The sequence below is a fragment of the Streptomyces venezuelae genome (assembly GCF_008642335.1).
GTDB lineage: Bacteria > Actinomycetota > Actinomycetes > Streptomycetales > Streptomycetaceae > Streptomyces > Streptomyces venezuelae_F.
On record NZ_CP029191.1, the window covers coordinates 3362306 to 3378876 of the forward strand.

14 protein-coding genes are annotated in these 16571 nt (G+C 70.8%); 8 read left to right on the forward strand and 6 right to left on the reverse strand.

The genetic code is table 11. The features are described from left to right. Nucleotides 1-110: 110 nt before the first annotated feature. The 3 genes from DEJ49_RS15005 to mscL all read left to right on the forward strand — a co-directional run bounded on the left by DEJ49_RS15005 (nucleotide 111) and on the right by mscL (nucleotide 2306). The gene (locus tag DEJ49_RS15005; RefSeq protein WP_150184585.1) at nucleotides 111-968 is read left to right on the forward strand and encodes an S-methyl-5'-thioadenosine phosphorylase; all 858 of its coding nucleotides are present in this window, start codon (nucleotides 111-113) and stop codon (nucleotides 966-968) included. A 249-nt stretch (nucleotides 969-1217) separates the two neighbouring features. Beyond that, nucleotides 1218-1682, forward strand: a complete 465-nt coding sequence (locus tag DEJ49_RS15010; RefSeq protein ID WP_223832841.1) for an RcpC/CpaB family pilus assembly protein — start codon at nucleotides 1218-1220, stop codon at nucleotides 1680-1682. 135 nt (nucleotides 1683-1817) lie between these two features. After that, nucleotides 1818-2306, forward strand: a complete 489-nt coding sequence (gene mscL, locus DEJ49_RS15015) for a large conductance mechanosensitive channel protein MscL (RefSeq protein ID WP_150184587.1) — start codon at nucleotides 1818-1820, stop codon at nucleotides 2304-2306. A gap of 22 nt (nucleotides 2307-2328) precedes the next feature. Here the strand turns inward: mscL and DEJ49_RS15020 are convergent, their stop codons facing one another. The 5 genes from DEJ49_RS15020 to nirB form a co-directional block, all read right to left on the reverse strand. Continuing rightward, nucleotides 2329-2544, reverse strand: coding sequence for a hypothetical protein (locus tag DEJ49_RS15020; protein WP_150184588.1), 216 nt, complete (start codon nucleotides 2542-2544; stop codon nucleotides 2329-2331). Between the two features lie 37 nt (nucleotides 2545-2581). Continuing rightward, nucleotides 2582-3403 (reverse strand): pyruvate formate-lyase-activating protein, encoded by an 822-nt coding sequence (gene pflA / locus DEJ49_RS15025; RefSeq protein ID WP_150184589.1) that lies wholly within the window; start codon nucleotides 3401-3403, stop codon nucleotides 2582-2584. Nucleotides 3404-3535: 132 nt separating this feature from the next. Beyond that, a complete protein-coding gene (pflB, locus tag DEJ49_RS15030; protein WP_150184590.1) occupies nucleotides 3536-5806 on the reverse strand; it encodes a formate C-acetyltransferase in 2271 nt (756 codons plus the stop codon). A 252-nt stretch (nucleotides 5807-6058) separates the two neighbouring features. Continuing rightward, nucleotides 6059-7492 (reverse strand): NarK family nitrate/nitrite MFS transporter, encoded by a 1434-nt coding sequence (locus DEJ49_RS15035; protein ID WP_150184591.1) that lies wholly within the window; start codon nucleotides 7490-7492, stop codon nucleotides 6059-6061. A gap of 135 nt (nucleotides 7493-7627) precedes the next feature. Next, the gene (nirB, locus tag DEJ49_RS15040; RefSeq protein WP_150184592.1) at nucleotides 7628-10408 is read right to left on the reverse strand and encodes a nitrite reductase large subunit NirB; all 2781 of its coding nucleotides are present in this window, start codon (nucleotides 10406-10408) and stop codon (nucleotides 7628-7630) included. A gap of 380 nt (nucleotides 10409-10788) precedes the next feature. On the opposite strand from nirB, the gene DEJ49_RS15045 reads away from it, so the two are divergent. From DEJ49_RS15045 to DEJ49_RS15065, 5 genes are all read left to right on the forward strand, one after another. Next, nucleotides 10789-11502, forward strand: a complete 714-nt coding sequence (locus DEJ49_RS15045) for a sirohydrochlorin chelatase (protein ID WP_190329356.1) — start codon at nucleotides 10789-10791, stop codon at nucleotides 11500-11502. A gap of 32 nt (nucleotides 11503-11534) precedes the next feature. Continuing rightward, the gene (locus DEJ49_RS15050) at nucleotides 11535-12779 is read left to right on the forward strand and encodes a low temperature requirement protein A (protein ID WP_150184594.1); all 1245 of its coding nucleotides are present in this window, start codon (nucleotides 11535-11537) and stop codon (nucleotides 12777-12779) included. Nucleotides 12780-12804: 25 nt separating this feature from the next. Continuing rightward, a complete protein-coding gene (locus DEJ49_RS15055) occupies nucleotides 12805-13878 on the forward strand; it encodes a P1 family peptidase (RefSeq protein WP_150184595.1) in 1074 nt (357 codons plus the stop codon). A gap of 146 nt (nucleotides 13879-14024) precedes the next feature. Beyond that, nucleotides 14025-15257 carry an Ig-like domain-containing protein gene (locus DEJ49_RS15060; RefSeq protein ID WP_190329357.1) on the forward strand — a complete coding sequence of 411 codons (1233 nt, stop codon included), beginning with the start codon at nucleotides 14025-14027 and terminating at the stop codon, nucleotides 15255-15257. 185 nt (nucleotides 15258-15442) lie between these two features. After that, nucleotides 15443-16219, forward strand: a complete 777-nt coding sequence (locus DEJ49_RS15065; protein ID WP_150184596.1) for a DUF6227 family protein — start codon at nucleotides 15443-15445, stop codon at nucleotides 16217-16219. A gap of 17 nt (nucleotides 16220-16236) precedes the next feature. Here the strand turns inward: DEJ49_RS15065 and DEJ49_RS15070 are convergent, their stop codons facing one another. After that, nucleotides 16237-16527: a hypothetical protein gene (locus tag DEJ49_RS15070; RefSeq protein ID WP_150184597.1), complete on the reverse strand. Its 291-nt coding sequence runs from the start codon at nucleotides 16525-16527 to the stop codon at nucleotides 16237-16239. Nucleotides 16528-16571 lie beyond the last annotated feature (44 nt).

A 16571-nucleotide genomic window follows, 5' to 3' on the forward strand; every position in this document is an offset into this window, starting at 1 on the left:
ACAGACCGTTCCGCCCGACCCCGCCGTCCACGTGACGGTGGGGTCGTCGGCGTGTGCGGGAGCGGCTCTCAGGCATGGGCCGCGCCGAGCAGTCCGGCTACTGTCGGGCCATGGTGAACACGGCGAACGCCGAGCGGGCCCAGATCGGCGTCATAGGCGGCTCCGGCTTCTACTCCTTCCTCGACGACGTGACCGAGGTCCAGGTCGACACCCCCTACGGAGCCCCGAGCGACTCCCTCTTCCTCGGTGAGATCGCGGGACGCCGGGTCGCCTTCCTGCCCCGGCACGGCCGCGGCCACCATCTGCCGCCGCACCGCATCAACTACCGCGCCAACCTCTGGGCGCTGCGCTCCGTGGGCGTGCGCCAGGTTCTCGGACCGTGCGCGGTCGGCGGCCTGCGGGCGGAGTACGGACCGGGCACGCTGCTCGTCCCCGACCAGCTCGTGGACCGCACGCAGACGCGCGCCCAGACGTACTTCGACGGGGTCCCGCTCCCCGACGGCAGCGTGCCGAACGTCGTCCACGTCTCGCTCGCCGACCCCTACTGCCCGGTGGGCCGCGACACGGCCGTGCGGGCCGCCCGCGCCCGTGGCTGGGAGCCGGTCGACGGCGGGACGCTCGTCGTGGTCGAGGGGCCGCGCTTCTCGACCCGGGCGGAGTCGCGCTGGTACGCGGCGCAGGGCTGGTCGGTGGTGGGCATGACCGGCCATCCCGAGGCGGCGCTCGCCCGCGAACTGGAGCTCTGCTACACGTCCTTGGCGCTGGTCACGGATCTGGACGCGGGCGCCGAGACCGGCGAGGGCGTCTCGCACGACGAGGTCCTGCGGGTCTTCGCCGCCAACGTGGACCGGATGCGGGGCGTGCTGTTCGACGCGGTGGCGGGGCTGCCGGAGGGGGACGGGAGCGGCCGTGGGTGTCTCTGCGCGGGAGCGTTGGGCGGGGCGGACACGGGGATCCGGCTGCCGTGAACAGGCGCGTGAACAGGCGCGTGAACCGGCGGAAGTCCACGTTCGCGTGAGGGAGTTGTCCACAACCGGCGGGTAGTCCACCGGGCTCAGCGAGGATCGGCGCGGACCTGCATCGTGAGAGCGGAAGCCGAGCTCTTCGCATCGCAGGCGGTGGTTGTCGTGACGCACGTCCCTCCTCAGACCCGACCGGAACATCACACGCAAGATCACGCACGTCCCGAGGGCCGCCGGGTCCCTCCCTTCCCGCCCGTGCGGGTGCGCGGCGGATGGCCGCGGCTCGACCGGCTGCTGCGGCACAGACGGCGGGTGCTGGCCGTGGGTCTCGCGATGACCGCGGCGGCCCTCGCGGGCACGGTCCCGCGTGCGGCGGCTCCGGGGGAGACTCCCGCGCCGCACCGGGTCGCGGCCGCTCCCGCGCCCGCGGCCGATCGTTCCGCGGCCAAGGTGACCGCTCCCGTGCGCATCGCGGACGCGGACACCGTGCGCCTGCTGCGTCCCGGCGACCGGGTCGACGTGATCGCCGCAGGCGGATCGCCCTCGGCCGGAGCCGAGCCGCGCACGGTGGCGTCGGGAGCGCGGGTGACCGCCGTGCCCGAACCCGGGGAAGGCCCCGCCGAGGCCGGCGCGTTGGTGGTGCTGTCCGTCCCGAGGGACGCGGCGGCACGGCTGGCCGGGGCCGGTGCGAGCGGGCCGCTGGCGGTGGCCTTCCGATGAACCGGAACGTTCACGATCGCACTGGATGCCGGTCAAGTCGCTGGTTCGTGCGTCTCAATTGGACAGGTCGGCCCGGGGCTCACGTAGGTTGCGAAGTTGTTTGTCCAGCAACCCGCACATGCAACGAAAGGCCTCGTGGTGAGCGAGAAGAAGGAACCGGGCATCTGGGAGGGCTTCAAGGCCTTCCTGATGCGCGGCAATGTCGTCGACCTGGCGGTCGCGGTGGTCATCGGAGCCGCCTTCACGAACATCGTGAACTCGGTGGTGAAGGGCGTCATCAACCCGCTCGTCGGCGCCTTCGGCACGAAGGACCTCGATCACTACCGCTCGTGCCTGAAGGCTCCCTGCGAGACGAACGCGGCGGGCGAGGTCGTCAAGGGCATCCCGATCATGTGGGGCCCCGTGCTCAGCGCGGTCCTCAGCTTCGTGATCACCGCGGCCGTCGTGTACTTCCTGATGGTGCTGCCCATGGCCAAGTACCTGGCGCGGGTGGCGGCCAAGAGGGCCGAGCGGGAGGGCACGAAGGAGGTCATCGAGGTCTCCGAGCTGGAGGTGCTCAAGGAGATCCGCGACGAGCTGGTGGCGCAGCGCGGCTCGCGCGGCTCGGGGCCGCGCAAGGAGTAGCCGCGCACGCGGCGGCCGGGCTTCAGATGTGGTGGGGCGGCTTCTCGTCGAGGAAGCGCGCGAGGTCGGCCGCGCTGTCGCCGCGGGTGTCGGCCCGCTCGCCCCACCCACGGTCCGTGTCGTCCGATGACTGCTGCGCCAGCGGGTCGTCGAAGACCAGCGCGTTCTTCGCCTTGGCCGTCGGCTGGGGGGCCGGCTCGTCCGGATCTCGCGGTTCGGGGGCGGGGGCGGTACTCATGCCTCCAGGGTACGTCGCGCCGGGCCGCCCCCTCGATTCATACGGCCTTGAGGCCCTGAGCCGCGAAGATCTCCTTGGCTGCGGCCACCTGCTCCGGGGTGGGCGAGGGGGTGCCGCGCAGGGTGAAGTCCTTGCCGAGCGCGTCCCACTTCGCCTCCCCCAGCTTGTGGAAGGGCAGCACGTCGACGCGCGAGATGTTGCCGAGCGCGGCGGCGAAGCGGGCGACGCCCTCGATGTTCGCCGGGTCGTCGGTGAGGCCGGGGACGAGGACGAAGCGCACCCAGGTCTCCTGGCCGAGGTCGGCGAGGCGGCGGGCGAAGTCCAGGGTGGGCTGCAGGGGGCGGCCGGTGACCTCACGGTATGTCCCGGGGTCCCAGGACTTGATGTCGAGCAGGACCAGGTCGACGTCGCGGAGCAGGGCGTCGGTGGCGCGTGCGCCGAGGAAACCGGACGTGTCGAGCGCGGTGTGCAGGCCCAGCTCGTGCTTGAGGCGGTGGAGCAGCTCGCCGGTGAAGACGGGCTGCAGCAGGGGCTCGCCGCCGCTGACGGTGGCCCCGCCCCCGGCCGCGGATATGAACTTCGTGTACTTGGCGGCTTCCGCGATCACGGCGTCCGCGGTGGTGCGCCTGCCGTCCCGCATCCGCCAGGTGTCGGGGTTGTGGCAGTACAGACAGCTGAGGGGGCAGCCTGCGAGGAACGTGACGAAGCGCGACCCCGGTCCGTCGACGCCGGTGGACAGGTCCCAGGAGTGGATCGAGCCGGTGACGGGGCGGTGGGTGGCGGCCGCGGCGGGGGTGACCGCGTCGTCGTCGGTGGTGCGGGGGCGTACGGGGATGTCGGTTCCGAGCAGGACAGCCATGGCGTGACTCCTGGGCTACTGGCAGGAAGCGGAGTGCGCGGCGCCCGGGGCCGGGGTGAGGGCCGGGCCCCGGGGCCGCGGTTCGGGGGCGGCTCCTCGGAGGGAGCCGTTGGCTCGGGGAGAGCCGGTGGCTCAGAGGGAGCCGTGGAAGGTGCGGTTGATGACGTCGAGCTGCTGGTCGCGGGTGAGCCGGATGAAGTTGACCGCGTATCCGGAGACCCGGATGGTCAGCTGCGGGTAGTTCTCCGGGTGCTCCATGGCGTCCTCCAGGGTCGCCTTGTTCAGCACGTTGACGTTCATGTGGAAGCCGTCGCTCGCCATGAAGCCGTCCAGGACTCCGGCCAGGTTCGCGACCCGCTCCTCGGGGGTGCGGCCGAGCGCGTCCGGGGTGATGGTGTTGGTCAGCGAGATGCCGTCCTCGGCGTCGTCGTAGGGCAGCTTGGCGACCGACATCGCCGAGGCGATGTAGCCGTGCTCGTCGCGGCCGTTCATCGGGTTGGCGCCCGGGGCGAACGGCTCGCCGGCGCGGCGGCCGTCGGGGGTGTTGCCGGTCTTCTTGCCGTAGACGACGTTCGAGGTGATGGTCAGCACCGACTGGGTGTGCACCGCGCCGCGGTAGGTGGGGTGCTTGCGGACCTTCTGCATGAAGTCGTGCACGATGCGCCGCGCGATGTCGTCGGCACGGTCGTCGTTGTTGCCGTAGGCCGGGTAGTCGCCCTCGATCTCGTAGTCGACGGCGAGGCCCGTCTCGTCGCGGACCACCTTGACCTTGGCGTGCTTGATCGCCGAGAGCGAGTCGGCGGCCACCGAGAGGCCCGCGATGCCGCACGCCATGGTGCGCAGGATCTCCTGGTCGTGCAGCGCCATCTCGATGCGCTCGTAGGCGTACTTGTCGTGCATGTAGTGGATGACGTTGAGCGCGTGGACGTACGTCTTGGCCAGCCAGTCGAGCATGGCGTCGTACTGCTTCACGACGGTCGCGTAGTCCAGGTACTCGCCCTCGATGGGCGTGAACCCCTGCACGACGGTCTTGCCGGACTTCTCGTCGCGGCCGCCGTTGATCGCGTAGAGGAGCGCCTTGGCGACGTTGACGCGGGCGCCGAAGAACTGCATCTGCTTGCCGACGGCCATCGCGGAGACGCAGCAGGCGATCGCGGTGTCGTCGCCGTACTTGGGGCGCATCAGCTCGTCGGACTCGAACTGGATGGCCGAGGTGTCGATGGCGACCCGGGAGGCGAACTCCTTGAAGCCCTGGGGCAGTCGCTGCGACCAGAAGACCGTGAGGTTCGGCTCGGGGGCGGGGCCGAGGTTGTAGAGGGTCTGCAGGGCGCGGAAGGTGGTGCGCGAGACGAGCGGGCGGCCGTCCTCGCCGATGCCGGCCATCGACCAGGTGACCCAGGTGGGGTCGCCGGAGAAGCCCTCGTTGTACTCGGGGGTGCGCAGGAAGCGGACGATGCGGAGCTTGATGACGAAGTCGTCGATGAGCTCCTGTGCCTCTTCCTCGGTGATGCGGCCCGCTTCGATGTCGCGCTGCAGGTAGATGTCGAGGAAGTTGTCGATGCGGCCGATCGACATGGCCGCGCCGTTCTGCTCCTTCACGGCGGCGAGGTAGGCGAAGTACAGCCACTGGACGGCCTCGCGGCCGGTGGTGGCGGGCTTCGCGATGTCGTGGCCGTACGACATCGCCATGGCCTTGAGTTCGTTGAGCGCCTTGATCTGCTCGGAGACCTCCTCGCGGCCGCGGATGACGTCCTCGGTCGCCCACTCCTCGCCGAGTGCGGCCTTGTCGGCCTCCTTGGCGGCGATGAGGTGGTCGACTCCGTAGAGGGCGACGCGGCGGTAGTCGCCGATGATGCGGCCGCGGCCGTAGGCGTCGGGCAGTCCGGTGATGATGCCGGACGAGCGACAGGCGCGGATCTCGGGCGTGTAGGCGTCGAAGACGCCTTCGTTGTGGGTCTTGCGCAGGTGCGTGTAAATGTCCCGGACCTCGGGGTCGGCCTCGTAGCCGTAGGCGTTGAGGGCGCCCTCGACCATGCGCCAGCCGCCGTTGGGCATGATCGCGCGGCGGAGCGGTGCGTCGGTCTGCAGGCCGACGATCAAATCCTTGTGGTCGGCGGCGGTGCCGTCGACGTAGCCCGGGCCGAAGGCGTCGATGCGGGAGGGGGTCTTCACGTCGACGTCGTAGATGCCGCGCTCGATCTCCGTGGGGAATATCGAGAGGAGCTTCTGCCAGACCCCGGTGGTGCGTTCGGTCGGACCGGCCAGGAAGGATCCGTCGCCTTCGTACGGGGTGTAGTTCTGCTGCACGAAGTCGCGGACGTCGATGGCGTCCCGCCACAGCCCGCCCTTGAAGCCGTCCCAGGCCCCGCCGTTCACAGTCGTTTCCGCAGGAGTGGCAGTCATGACCCGCACCTTCCGTGTCGCTTCTTCGGTACACCTCCATTCCACTCCTGTGCGATCGATCAAAGGGTCGGCAATGGTCCTCGATCAGGGACCGATGGTCCCCGTTTCCGCCGAGCGGAAGCCCGCACACCGCCCCTGACCTGCGGCTTCCGGTGGGACTTTGGACCCAAGTTCGCTTGTGAATGCATTCACAAGAAATTCCCGGCCGCTCCGTGGTACGGAATGACCGGGAAAAGGGGGTGGAGGGAGGCGTCAGCTCGGCGACTCGGCGCCCTTGCGGGCGTAGAACCACCAGGCGACCGCGATGCAGCTGACGTAGAAGGCCACGAAGCCCCACATCGCGCTGGTGACCGCGAAGTTGGCGAACATCGCCGGGATGAAGAAGAACCCGTACGCCGCGATGGCGGACGTGAAGCCGGTGACGGCGCCCGCCTCCATCTCCGCCTGCTTCAGCGCCTTCGCGTACTCGGGCGTGCCCTCGGACAGGCCTTTCAGGTGCTGGTTGCGGAAGATCACCGGGATCTGCCGGAACGTGGAACCGTTGCCGATGCCCGAGAAGAAGAACGCGATCAGGAAGCAGGCGAAGAAGCCCCAGAAGTTGCCGTCGTCGCCGCCGGAGGGCAGGAAGTTGATGACGCCGATGATCGAGAGCGCCATGCCGACGAACGAGATGATCGTGACCCTCGCGCCACCGATCTTGTCGGCGATCCAGCCGCCGGCCCAGCGGGCGAGCGCACCCACGGCCGGGCCCATCCAGGCGTACGTGGCCGCGGAGTAGGCCGCGTCGATCGGGGTGAACGTGGTCTTGATGAGCATCGGCAGGGCGGCGGCGAAGCCGATGAAGGAACCGAACGTACCGACGTAGAGCCAGGTCATCAGCCAGTTGTGCTTGCGCTTGAAGATGATCTTCTGCTGGCTGAAGGGGGTCGACGCGACCTTGAGGTCGTTCTGGCCGAACCAGGCGACGACGGCCAGGATCACCAGGACGGGCACCCACAGGAACGCCGCGTTCTGCAGCCAGACCGCCGTGCCGTCGGCCTTGTGCTGGGCCGAGCCGACCGCGACGACCGAGCTGGTGATGACGATCGGGGTGAGCAGCTGGACGACGGAGACACCGAGGTTGCCGAGGCCGCCGTTGATGCCGGTCGCGTTGCCCTTGTCCTTCTTCGGGAAGAAGAAGCCGATGTTGGCGAGCGACGAGGCGAAGTTGGCGCCGCCGATTCCGCAGAGGGCCGCGATGGCGATCATCACGCCGTACGAGGTGTCGGGGTTCTGGACCGCGATGCCGAGCCAGATCAGCGGGACGACCAGGACGACGGTGGACAGTGCGGTGAAGCGGCGCTGGCCGATCATCGGGCCGAGGAAGGTGTAGAAGATCCGGGCCGTGCCGCCCGTCAGGCCCGGGACCGCCGTCAGCCAGAACAGCTGGGAGGTGGAGAAACCGAAGCCGACATCCTTGAGGTTGGTCGCCGTCACCGACCACACCTGCCAGACCACGAACGCCACCAGCAGGGCGGGGACCGCGATCCACAGGTTGCGGGCGGCGACCTTCTTGCCGGTGGACTTCCAGAAGAGTTCGTTCTCCGGCTCCCAGTCGGTGATGGTCTTGCCGGGCCGGTACTGGCCGGGGTCGTACGACGTGGCCGTGGGCGCGGTGGGCGCTTTTTGGGCGGCAGGCGATCTCATGTTGGTTTCCAGTTCGCTCAGGGTCCCGACCTTGCTTCGGGGCCTGACGTATCCACCTTCTGGCGCGCGGACGGTCGGGAGCAGAGGCGGAGGACACCTACCGACCGGGCCGAAGTCCGGGAAAGCGGGGGGCCTTCAGACCTCGTGGACCGGCAGCTCGTGAACCGGCAGCTCGTGGACAGGCAGCCGGACCGACGGGTCGTCCAGGCACTCCCCGGTCCGCAGGTCGAACTCCTGCTTGTACATCGGGGATGCCACGACGGTGCGGCCGCCGCGGGTGCCGAGGATGCCGTGGGCGATGACGTCGGCCCCGGAGAACGGGTCGCGGTTGCCGACGGCGTACACCCGTCCTTCGCCGTCCTTGAACAGCGCGGCCTCGGTGCCGTCGGGCAGCACCGCCGCCCGGCCGCGGCCCGGCTCCAGGAACTCGGGCGACGGCTGCGCGAGGTGCTGCTCGAAGCGGGCAAGCGCCTGCGGATCCCCGAGGACCGCCTGCCACTCGTCGCGGTAGGCCGCCGCGTGGCGGTCCATCTGGGCCTCGAGGTCGCCGCAGATGCCGAGCGAGTCGTCGATCAGGACGGCCTTCAGGTGGTCGAGGCCGCCGATGCGCTCGAACCACGGGGCTGTGCGCTCCAGGCGCTCGGCGGTGCGCAGGTAGTACATGAGGAAGCGGTCGACGATGCGCAGGAGTTCGGTGGTCGACAGGTCGGCGGCGAGGAGGTCGGCGTGGCGCGGCCGGGCGCCGCCGTTGCCGCCGACGTAGAGGTTCCAGCCGTTGGCCGTGGCGATGACGCCGATGTCCTTGCCGCGGGCCTCGGCGCACTCGCGCAGGCAGCCGGAGACGCCACCCTTGATCTTGTGCGGGGTGCGCAGGCCGCGGTAGCGCAGCTCCAGGTCGATCGCGAGCCGCACGGAGTCGCCCTGCCCGAACCGGCAGAACTTGGCGCCGACGCAGGACTTCACCGTGCGCAGGGACTTGCCGTAGGCGTGGCCGGACTCCAGGCCGACGGCGACGAGACGGCGCCAGATGGCCGGGAGCTGGTCGGCGCGTGCGCCGAAGAGGTCGATGCGCTGACCTCCGGTGATCTTCGTGTAGAGGTCGTAGTCGCGGGCGACCTCGCCGATCGCGATGAGCTGGGCGGAGGTGATCTCGCCGCCGGGGATGCGCGGGACGACGGAGTAGGTGCCGTCCTTCTGGAGGTTGGCGAGGAAGACGTCGTTGGAGTCCTGGAGTGCGGCCTGCTCGCCGTCCAGGACGTGGCCGAGACCCAGTTCGGGGGCGAGGGTGCCGAGGACGTTCCCGACGACGGGCTTGCAGACGGCACAGCCCTCGCCGCCCAGGCCGTGCTTGCGCAGCAACTCGCCGAAGGACCGGATGCGTTCGGTGCGGACCGTCTCGTAGATCTCGGCGCGGGTCAGCGCGAAGTGTTCGCACAGCCCTTTCGTCCGCTCGACCCCGGAGGCGGCGAGCTCCGCGTCGAGCACGGACTGCAGGGTGGAGAGGCAGCCGCCGCAACCGGTGCCGGCCTTGGTGCACCGCTTGATGCCGCCGATGTCGGTGAGGGAGTTCTCGGCGACGGCGGTGCGGACGGCTCCCTTGGTGACGTTGTGGCAGCTGCAGACGACGGCGTCGTCGGGCAGGGTGTCGGCGCCGGGAGGTTCGACGCCGGTGGCGGGCAGGACGTACGCCTCGGGAGGTGCGGGCAGGGCGCGGCCCGCGTGTGGCACCAGGGTGCCGTAGGCCTCGGCGTCGCCGACGAGGATGCCGCCGAGCAGCTGTCCCTCCGGCCCGAGCAGCAGCTTCTTGTAGACGCCCTCGCGGGTGTCGGAGAAGACGACGGAGACGGCGCCGCCCTCCGCTCCCTCGGGGGCGAACGGGTCGCCGAAGGAGGCGACGTCGGCGCCCATCAGCTTCAGCTTGGTGGAGGTGTCGGCTCCGGTGAAGACGGCGGTGCCGTCCCCCGCGAGGGCGTCGGCCGCCGCCTCGGCCATCTGGTAACCGGGGGCGACCAGGCCGTAGACGCGGCCGTCGGCGCCCTGGGCGCACTCGCCGATCGCGTAGACGCGGGGGTCGGTGGTGCGGCAGTGCTCGTCGACGACAATGCCGCCCCGGTCCCCCACGACGAGACCCGCCTCACGGGCGAGGCGGTCCCGGGGACGTACGCCGGCGGAGAAGACGACGACATCGGCGTCGAGGGTGCGGCCGTCACTCAGGCAGAGCGCGCGCGCGGCTCCTGCCTCGTCGATGTCGACCCGGCTCGCCCCGACGCCGGTGTGCACGGCCACGCCCATCGACTCGATGGTGGCCCGCAGGGCCGCGGCGCCTCCGTCGTCGACCTGGAGCGGCATGAGGCGGGGTGCGAACTCGACGACGTGGGTGCGGAGTCCGAGCGTGCGCAGGGCACCCGCGGCCTCCAGGCCGAGGAGTCCGCCGCCGATGACGACGCCGGTGGTCCGGTTCTCCGCGGAGGCGTACGCGGTGAGGGCCTCGACGTCGTACAGGGTGCGGTAGGTGAAGCAGCCGGTCGCGTCGGCGCCCTGGATGGGCGGCACGAAGGGATAGGAGCCGGTGGCGATGACCAGGACGTCGTAGGGGACGGTGGCGCCGGAGGTCGTGGTGACCGTGCGGGCCGCGGTGTCGATGTGCTCGGCGGGATCGCCGAGCCGCAGGTCGATGCCGTGGCGGGCGAGGAACCCGGTGTCGCACAGGGCGAGATCCGCGTCCGTGGCGCCGGTGAAGGCGGACGAGAGGTGGACCCGGTCGTACGCGGGCCTGTCCTCCTCGGCGAGCACGGTCACCCGCCAGCCGGGGCCGTCCGGGATCGCGGGGTCGGCGAGGGCGCCACGCTCCGCGAGTGTCTCCAGGAAACGGTGCCCCACCATTCCGTGGCCGATGAGCACCAGGTTCTGGGTCATGGGAGTCACACTCCGTCGCGCAGAGGGAATCCCCTGCCGGACGGGCCCGGGGAGGGGATCTTCCCTCCGACGGTAGGCCGGGGACGGGACGGCTCCGTACCGCCAAGGTCCCGACCGGTTGGGCCCAACGACCCCTGTGGAAGGGGCTTTTGGCGGCCCCGGCCCGACGGGTGCGGGCATAGCGTCGTGGGCGACGGGCTGCCTCCCGACCACCACCGCAGCCCGGCGCGATGCGGTTTCCGGGGCGGGAGTGCGGCGACACCACTGTCCCGCCCCGGGCCTGCTCGCCGTGGTCCTGAGTTCTCCGGCTCCGGGTGGGGTGGACAGTGCGACCCGAGACAGAGCGGTACGGGACGGTTCGGCCTCGCACCGCGCCCCAAGTGGCACGACCGCTGGTGCTCGCCGTGCACGGCAGTTCCGTGCCCGGTGCCGCGTCCACCCTGGAGCGGCTCCGCGACCGGGTGGAGGAGCTCGGCGGGGTGCGGCCCGCCCTCGGGCACCTCGACCACCAGACCCCGTCCCTCGCCGAAGCGCTGCGGGACGGCGCCGTCGTCGTGCCCCTCCTCCTCGGCGACGGATACCACCGCACGGTCGACATCCCCGCCGTCGTCCGCGGGCACGAAGGGCGCTGCGTGCTCACCGACGGGCTCAGCGGCGAGGGTGCCGTCGCGCTCGCGCTGCGCGACCGGCTGTACGAGGCGGAGCGGCGCGCCGGCGTGCGGGCCGACGCCGTGGTCCTCGCGGCCGCGGGCTCGTCGCGGCCCGGGGGCAACGGTGGGGCGCGGGTCGCCGTCCGGCAGCTGCGTCAGCTGTTGTGCGGGGTGCCGGTGTGCGGGGCGTACTGCTCGTCGGCCGGGCCCACCGTTCCGGAGGCGGTGGGGCGGCTGCGGGGCGCGGGGTACCGGACGGTGGCGGTGGCCGCGCATCTGCTGGCGCCGGGGCGGTTCGCGACGGCGCTCGCCGGGGCCGGGGCCGACGCGGTGGCCGATCCGGTCGCCGATCATCCCGAGATCGCGAGGCTGGTCCTGCGCCGGTACGCGAGCGCCTTGCATCGCCCGGGTGGCCCTGTCGTGCGGTACGGCGCCGCAGCCTGATTCGGCGTACGCCCTCTGTTGTCCTGGAGGGCATGACAAGCACACCCGCCTCACCTGCCGCACCAGAACCATCCGGACCAGCTTCCTCAGCCACTTCCCCCTCATCCGGCTCCCCCTTCCCCGAGCCATTGCGACCGCTCCTGGCCCGGGGGCGCGACGAGGAGCATCGCGCCGCGACTCCGCTGGAGCTCTTCTTCGACCTGTGCTTCGTCGTGGCGGTCGCCCAGGCCGGTGCCGAGCTGGTGCATGCCGTCGCCGAGGGGCACGCGGGCGAGGGCGTCCTCAACTACGCGATGGTCTTCTTCGCGATGTTCTGGGCGTGGGTGAACTTCTCCTGGTTCGCTTCGGCGTACGACAACGACGACGCGCTGTACCGCGTGGTGACGCTGATCCAGATCGCCGGTGTGCTGGTCTTCGCCGCCGGGGTGTCGCGGGCCTTCGAGGAGCACGACTTCCTCCTCGTCTGGCTCGGCTACCTGATCATGCGGATCGCCCTCACCTCGCAGTGGCTGCGGGTCGCGCGTGCGGCGACGGGCGCCGAGCGCGGGACGGCCCTGCGGTACGCGGCGGGCGTGCTGATCTGTCAGGTCGGCTGGTCGGGGCTGCTGTTCCTGCCGGAAGGCGGCAGGCCCTGGCTGTTCCTGGTGATGGCGGTCGCGGAGATGTGCGTGCCGGTGATCGCGGAGCGCGCGTACACGACGGCCTGGCACCCGCATCACATCTCGGAGCGGTACGGCCTGTTCACCATCATCGTGCTCGGCGAGACCATCGCGGCGGCGACCGTCGCGGTGAAGTCGGGCATCGAGGAGAACGACGCGCTGGACGAGTTGCTGCCGATCGCGGCGGGCGGCCTCCTCATCGTGTTCGCCGCGTGGTGGATCTACTTCGTCGTGCCCATCCACGGCCGTCTGCGGAGCAACCGTCAGGCGTTCCTGTGGGGATACGGCCACTACGTGATCCTGGGCGCGGCCGCGGCGATCGGGGCCGGGATCGAGGTGGCGGTCGAACAGGCCGTCGGCAAGGCGCACATCTCGACGGTGGCGGCGTCCGCCGCGGTGACCGTGCCGACGGCGCTCTATCTGATCACGGTGTGGGCGCTGCACTCCCGTTACTACAAGGTGGGGTTGGCGCAGCAACTGGTGCTGCCGGTCAGTGCGTTGGCGGTGCTCGCGAGTACGTTCGCGGGCCGCTGGGCGGTGCTGGTGGCGGGGCTCGTCACCGCGGCGACCGTCGCGACAGGCGTGACGCTCACCACCCGGATGGCGCGGCGCTCGTGAGGACGGGGCGTGGTACGCCTGCTTCATGACATCTGCTTCCGCCGGCCCGGCCGGAGCCGCGTTCCGGCCGCTGTCCGACTCCCTCACCGATGTCGCCGGCCTGCGGGTCGGCCACGCCACGCGGACCGGCGGCGGCCGGCTCACCGGCACCACCGTGGTCCTCGCCCCCGAGGGCGGGGCCGTCGCCGCCGTGGACGTGCGCGGCGGCGGACCCGGTACGCGCGAGACGGACGCCCTCGACCCGCGCAATCTGGTGCAGCGCGTCGAGGCGGTCGTCCTGACGGGCGGCAGTGCGTACGGGCTCGACTCCGCGTCCGGTGTCGTGGCGTGGCTGGAGGAGCGGGGGCGGGGTGTGAGGGTGGGCCCCGACCCGGCCCATGTCGTGCCGGTCGTCCCGGCCGCGTGCGTCTTCGACCTGGGCCGGGGCGGCGACTTCGGGGCCCGCCCCGACGCGGCGACGGGCCGGGCCGCCGTCGAGGACGCCGCGCGCACGGAGCCGTTCACTCCGGTCGTGGAGGGCAACGTCGGGGCGGGCACAGGTGCGCTGGTCGGCAGGGTCAAGGGCGGTGTCGGCAGCGCGAGCGTGCGTCTGGACTCGGGGATCACGGTCGCCGCGCTGGCCGTGGCGAACGCGGCGGGGTCGGCGGTGGATCCGGGGACGGGAGTGTTGTACGGGCAGTACTTCAGGGGGCGGCGGGTCGGCTACCCCGCGCCCGAGGTGCACGAGGAGGCGACGCGGCGGCTCGCCGAGACCGCCGTCCACAACGGGCCGCCGCCGCTGAACACGACCCTCGCCGTGGTCGCCACGGACGCCGGACTCACCAAGGCGCAGGCGCAGAAGCTGGCGGGCACGTCGCACGACGGCATGGCGCGCGCGGTGCGGCCCGTCCACCTCCTCAACGACGGCGACACGGTGTTCGCCCTCGCGACCGGGGACCGGGCCCTGGCCGCCGGCAACCCGCTCGCCCTCAACGAGATCCTGGCGGCGGGCGCGGACCTGGTGACGGAGGCGATCACACGGGCGATGCTGGCGGCGGACTCGGTGAAGACGCCGGGCGGGACCTTCCCCTCGTACGTCGACCTGTACGGCAAGCAGTAGGACTGCGGAACAATAGGTGCAAGCTGCCCAAATAGCCGCATTGGGCGGCGCGTTGGGCTCTTCGAATGTGCTCACACTCACACCGTCGGTTCGCAACCGTTCCGGGCACAGGCCGCTCTTAACTCGTACTGAGTCAGAACACGTACTTGGAGCAGCCCGTGACAAGGTCGGTCATAGTCAACCCCCGGCGCCGTGCCCTGCTGGCCGCCACCGCGCTCGCCGCCGTGGGCGCGCTGACCCTCACGGCCTGCGGTGGCGACGCCGATGCCAACGACGACAAGAAGGGCGGCAACTCGGCTGCCGCCAAGGGCGCCGACATCACCATCTCGTCCAAGGACGGCGCCACCGACGCCTCGATCAACGCCACCGGCGTCAAGGTCAAGAACGGCAAGCTGACCGACGTGAAGATGACGTCGGTGACGTCCGGCGCGGCGGTCGAGGGCACCATCTCCGGCGACGGCACCTCGTGGAAGCCGAAGGCGCAGCTGGAGCGCGGCACGAAGTACAAGGTGACGGCGAACGCCAAGGACGCCAAGGGCAACGCGGCGACCGAGAACGCCACGTTCACCACGGTCTCCTCCGCCAACAGCTTCATCGGCACCTACGCGCCCGACGGTGGCGCCAAGGTCGGCGTCGGCATGCCGGTCTCCTTCAACTTCGACAAGGCGATCACGGAGAAGAAGGACGTCCAGTCGCACATCACGGTGACGTCCGACAGCGGCCAGAAGGTCGTCGGCCACTGGTTCGGCAACCAGCGCCTGGACTTCCGTCCCGAGGACTACTGGAAGGCCGGCTCCAAGGTCACCATGAAGATCAACCTGGACGGCGTGAAGGGCGCGGACGGCGTCACCGGCGTACAGAACAAGACGGTCACCTTCACCGTCGGCCGCGCGCAGGTCTCCACGGTCGACGTGCAGGCCAAGAAGATGACGGTCGAGCGGGACGGCAAGGTCATCAAGACCGTCCCGATCTCCGCGGGCAGCCCGTCGAACCCGACGTACAACGGGAAGATGGTCATCTCGGAGAAGTTCACCCAGACCCGGATGAACGGTGACACGGTCGGCTTCGGTGGCGAGTACGACATCAAGGACGTGCCGCACGCCATGCGGCTGTCCACGTCGGGCACCTTCATCCACGGCAACTACTGGGGCTCGCCCTCGATCTTCGGCAGCGCCAACACCAGCCACGGCTGCGTCGGTCTCCAGGACGCGCGCGGCGCGGGTGACCCCAACACGCAGGGTGCCTGGTTCTTCAACAACTCCATGATCGGCGACATCGTGACGGTCAAGGGCTCCCCCGACAAGACCATCGCCCCGGACAACGGCCTCAACGGCTGGAACATGTCCTGGAGCGAGTGGACCGCGGGCAGCGCGAGCTGACGCACGGGCAGCGTCGACCGACGCGCCAACTGAGCGAGCCACGCGGGAACTTCCCGCGTGGCTCGCGCGTTTTCCGATTCCCGGGCTTTGTGCTCACGCGTTTTCCGGTTCCCGGGCATGATGTCCGACCCAGGGGCTACGGTATGCACTCACCAGGTGACATGTAGCAACGCCGGGAGAAAGCCTTGAGCGTTCCGTACGACACCGCGTACGAGCCACCCGAGTCGCCCGAGCCCCACTCTCCGGAGGAGCATCTCGAGCGACTCCTCGGCCGCGCAATGAACTCCTTCGACCTGCCGGACGAGGTGCTCGTCCGGCTCGGCACCGCGCTCGCCCACGACAGCGCGCTGCACTCCGCGCACCACAGCTCAGGGCTGCACCGCGAGACGTTCAGACACACCTGGCTGCTCGCCGACGCGTCCGTGCTCACGCTCTGGGAGCTCGTCCACAACACGGAGCCGGGAAGCGCCCCGACGCACGAGCTCTACGCCGACGAGGAGGAGGCGGGCGTCGCCACGTCGCGCCTGCCGCTGCCGCCCGACCCGCCCTCGTGCGGCCGGCCCGTGCTCGTCGAGCTCCCGCCCGACCCCGAGCCCCGGCACGTGTATGTTCCCGACGACTCCGCGGACCACGCGCGCCGGCTCCTGCGCCGCGCGGAGAACCCGGACGGCGACCGGCCCGGCAAGAGCGTCGCGCGGCTGCTCCGTGCCGCGTTCGCGCACCAGATCACCCAGGCGTTCGGGCGTCCGCAGCTCGCCGGTGAGGTGCGCATGTGCTTCTCGCTCTACGAGCACGCGTTCCTGCTCTTCGACGGCGGCGAGACCAGCCTCTGGGAGGTCGAGCACACGCTCACACCCGACGGGCGGCACATGTGCGAGGTGTACGACACCGAGGAGGCCGCCCGCGCCGCGATGGAGCGCAGGGCCCGCGCATGGGCCCGGGAACGCCGAGCACGCAGCTAGGCGCCCGGAGCCGGGAGTTACGAACGACTCTCGCCGAACTGGCGTACGAGAACGGCGAACGCGGCGCGCTCGTCCGCCGTGAGCTCCACGGTCTCCGTGCGCGGCGGGCCCTGCTGGGCGGGCAGCGCGCGGAGCGCCGGTGCCTGGCCCCATGCCTCGGCTTCGAAGGGCCCCTCGAAGCGGCCGGCGAAACGGTCCTCGAATCGGTCCCTGCGCATCATCCGCACCAGGCCCACGGCCCAGACGACGGTCGCCACGGCGAGAACGGCCACGCCTATCTGCTGAACGATCGAGACATCCTGGAGCATGCGGCCCAGTAGACAACAGGGGTGGGGCCTTACGACAGGGGGTA

Excerpts from the sequence above, each read along its gene's own strand:
- DEJ49_RS15055 (WP_150184595.1), top strand. The coding sequence starts at position 12,805 with ATGACATCTGCTTCCGCCGGCCCGGCCGGAGCCGCGTTCCGGCCGCTG.
- DEJ49_RS15035 (WP_150184591.1), bottom strand. The coding sequence starts at position 7,492 with ATGAGATCGCCTGCCGCCCAAAAAGCGCCCACCGCGCCCACGGCCACG.
- pflA (WP_150184589.1), bottom strand. The coding sequence starts at position 3,403 with ATGGCTGTCCTGCTCGGAACCGACATCCCCGTACGCCCCCGCACCACC.
- DEJ49_RS15020 (WP_150184588.1), bottom strand. The coding sequence starts at position 2,544 with ATGAGTACCGCCCCCGCCCCCGAACCGCGAGATCCGGACGAGCCGGCC.
- pflB (WP_150184590.1), bottom strand. The coding sequence starts at position 5,806 with ATGACTGCCACTCCTGCGGAAACGACTGTGAACGGCGGGGCCTGGGAC.
- DEJ49_RS15070 (WP_150184597.1), bottom strand. The coding sequence starts at position 16,527 with ATGCTCCAGGATGTCTCGATCGTTCAGCAGATAGGCGTGGCCGTTCTC.
- DEJ49_RS15050 (WP_150184594.1), top strand. The coding sequence starts at position 11,535 with ATGACAAGCACACCCGCCTCACCTGCCGCACCAGAACCATCCGGACCA.
- nirB (WP_150184592.1), bottom strand. The coding sequence starts at position 10,408 with ATGACCCAGAACCTGGTGCTCATCGGCCACGGAATGGTGGGGCACCGT.
- DEJ49_RS15005 (WP_150184585.1), top strand. The coding sequence starts at position 111 with ATGGTGAACACGGCGAACGCCGAGCGGGCCCAGATCGGCGTCATAGGC.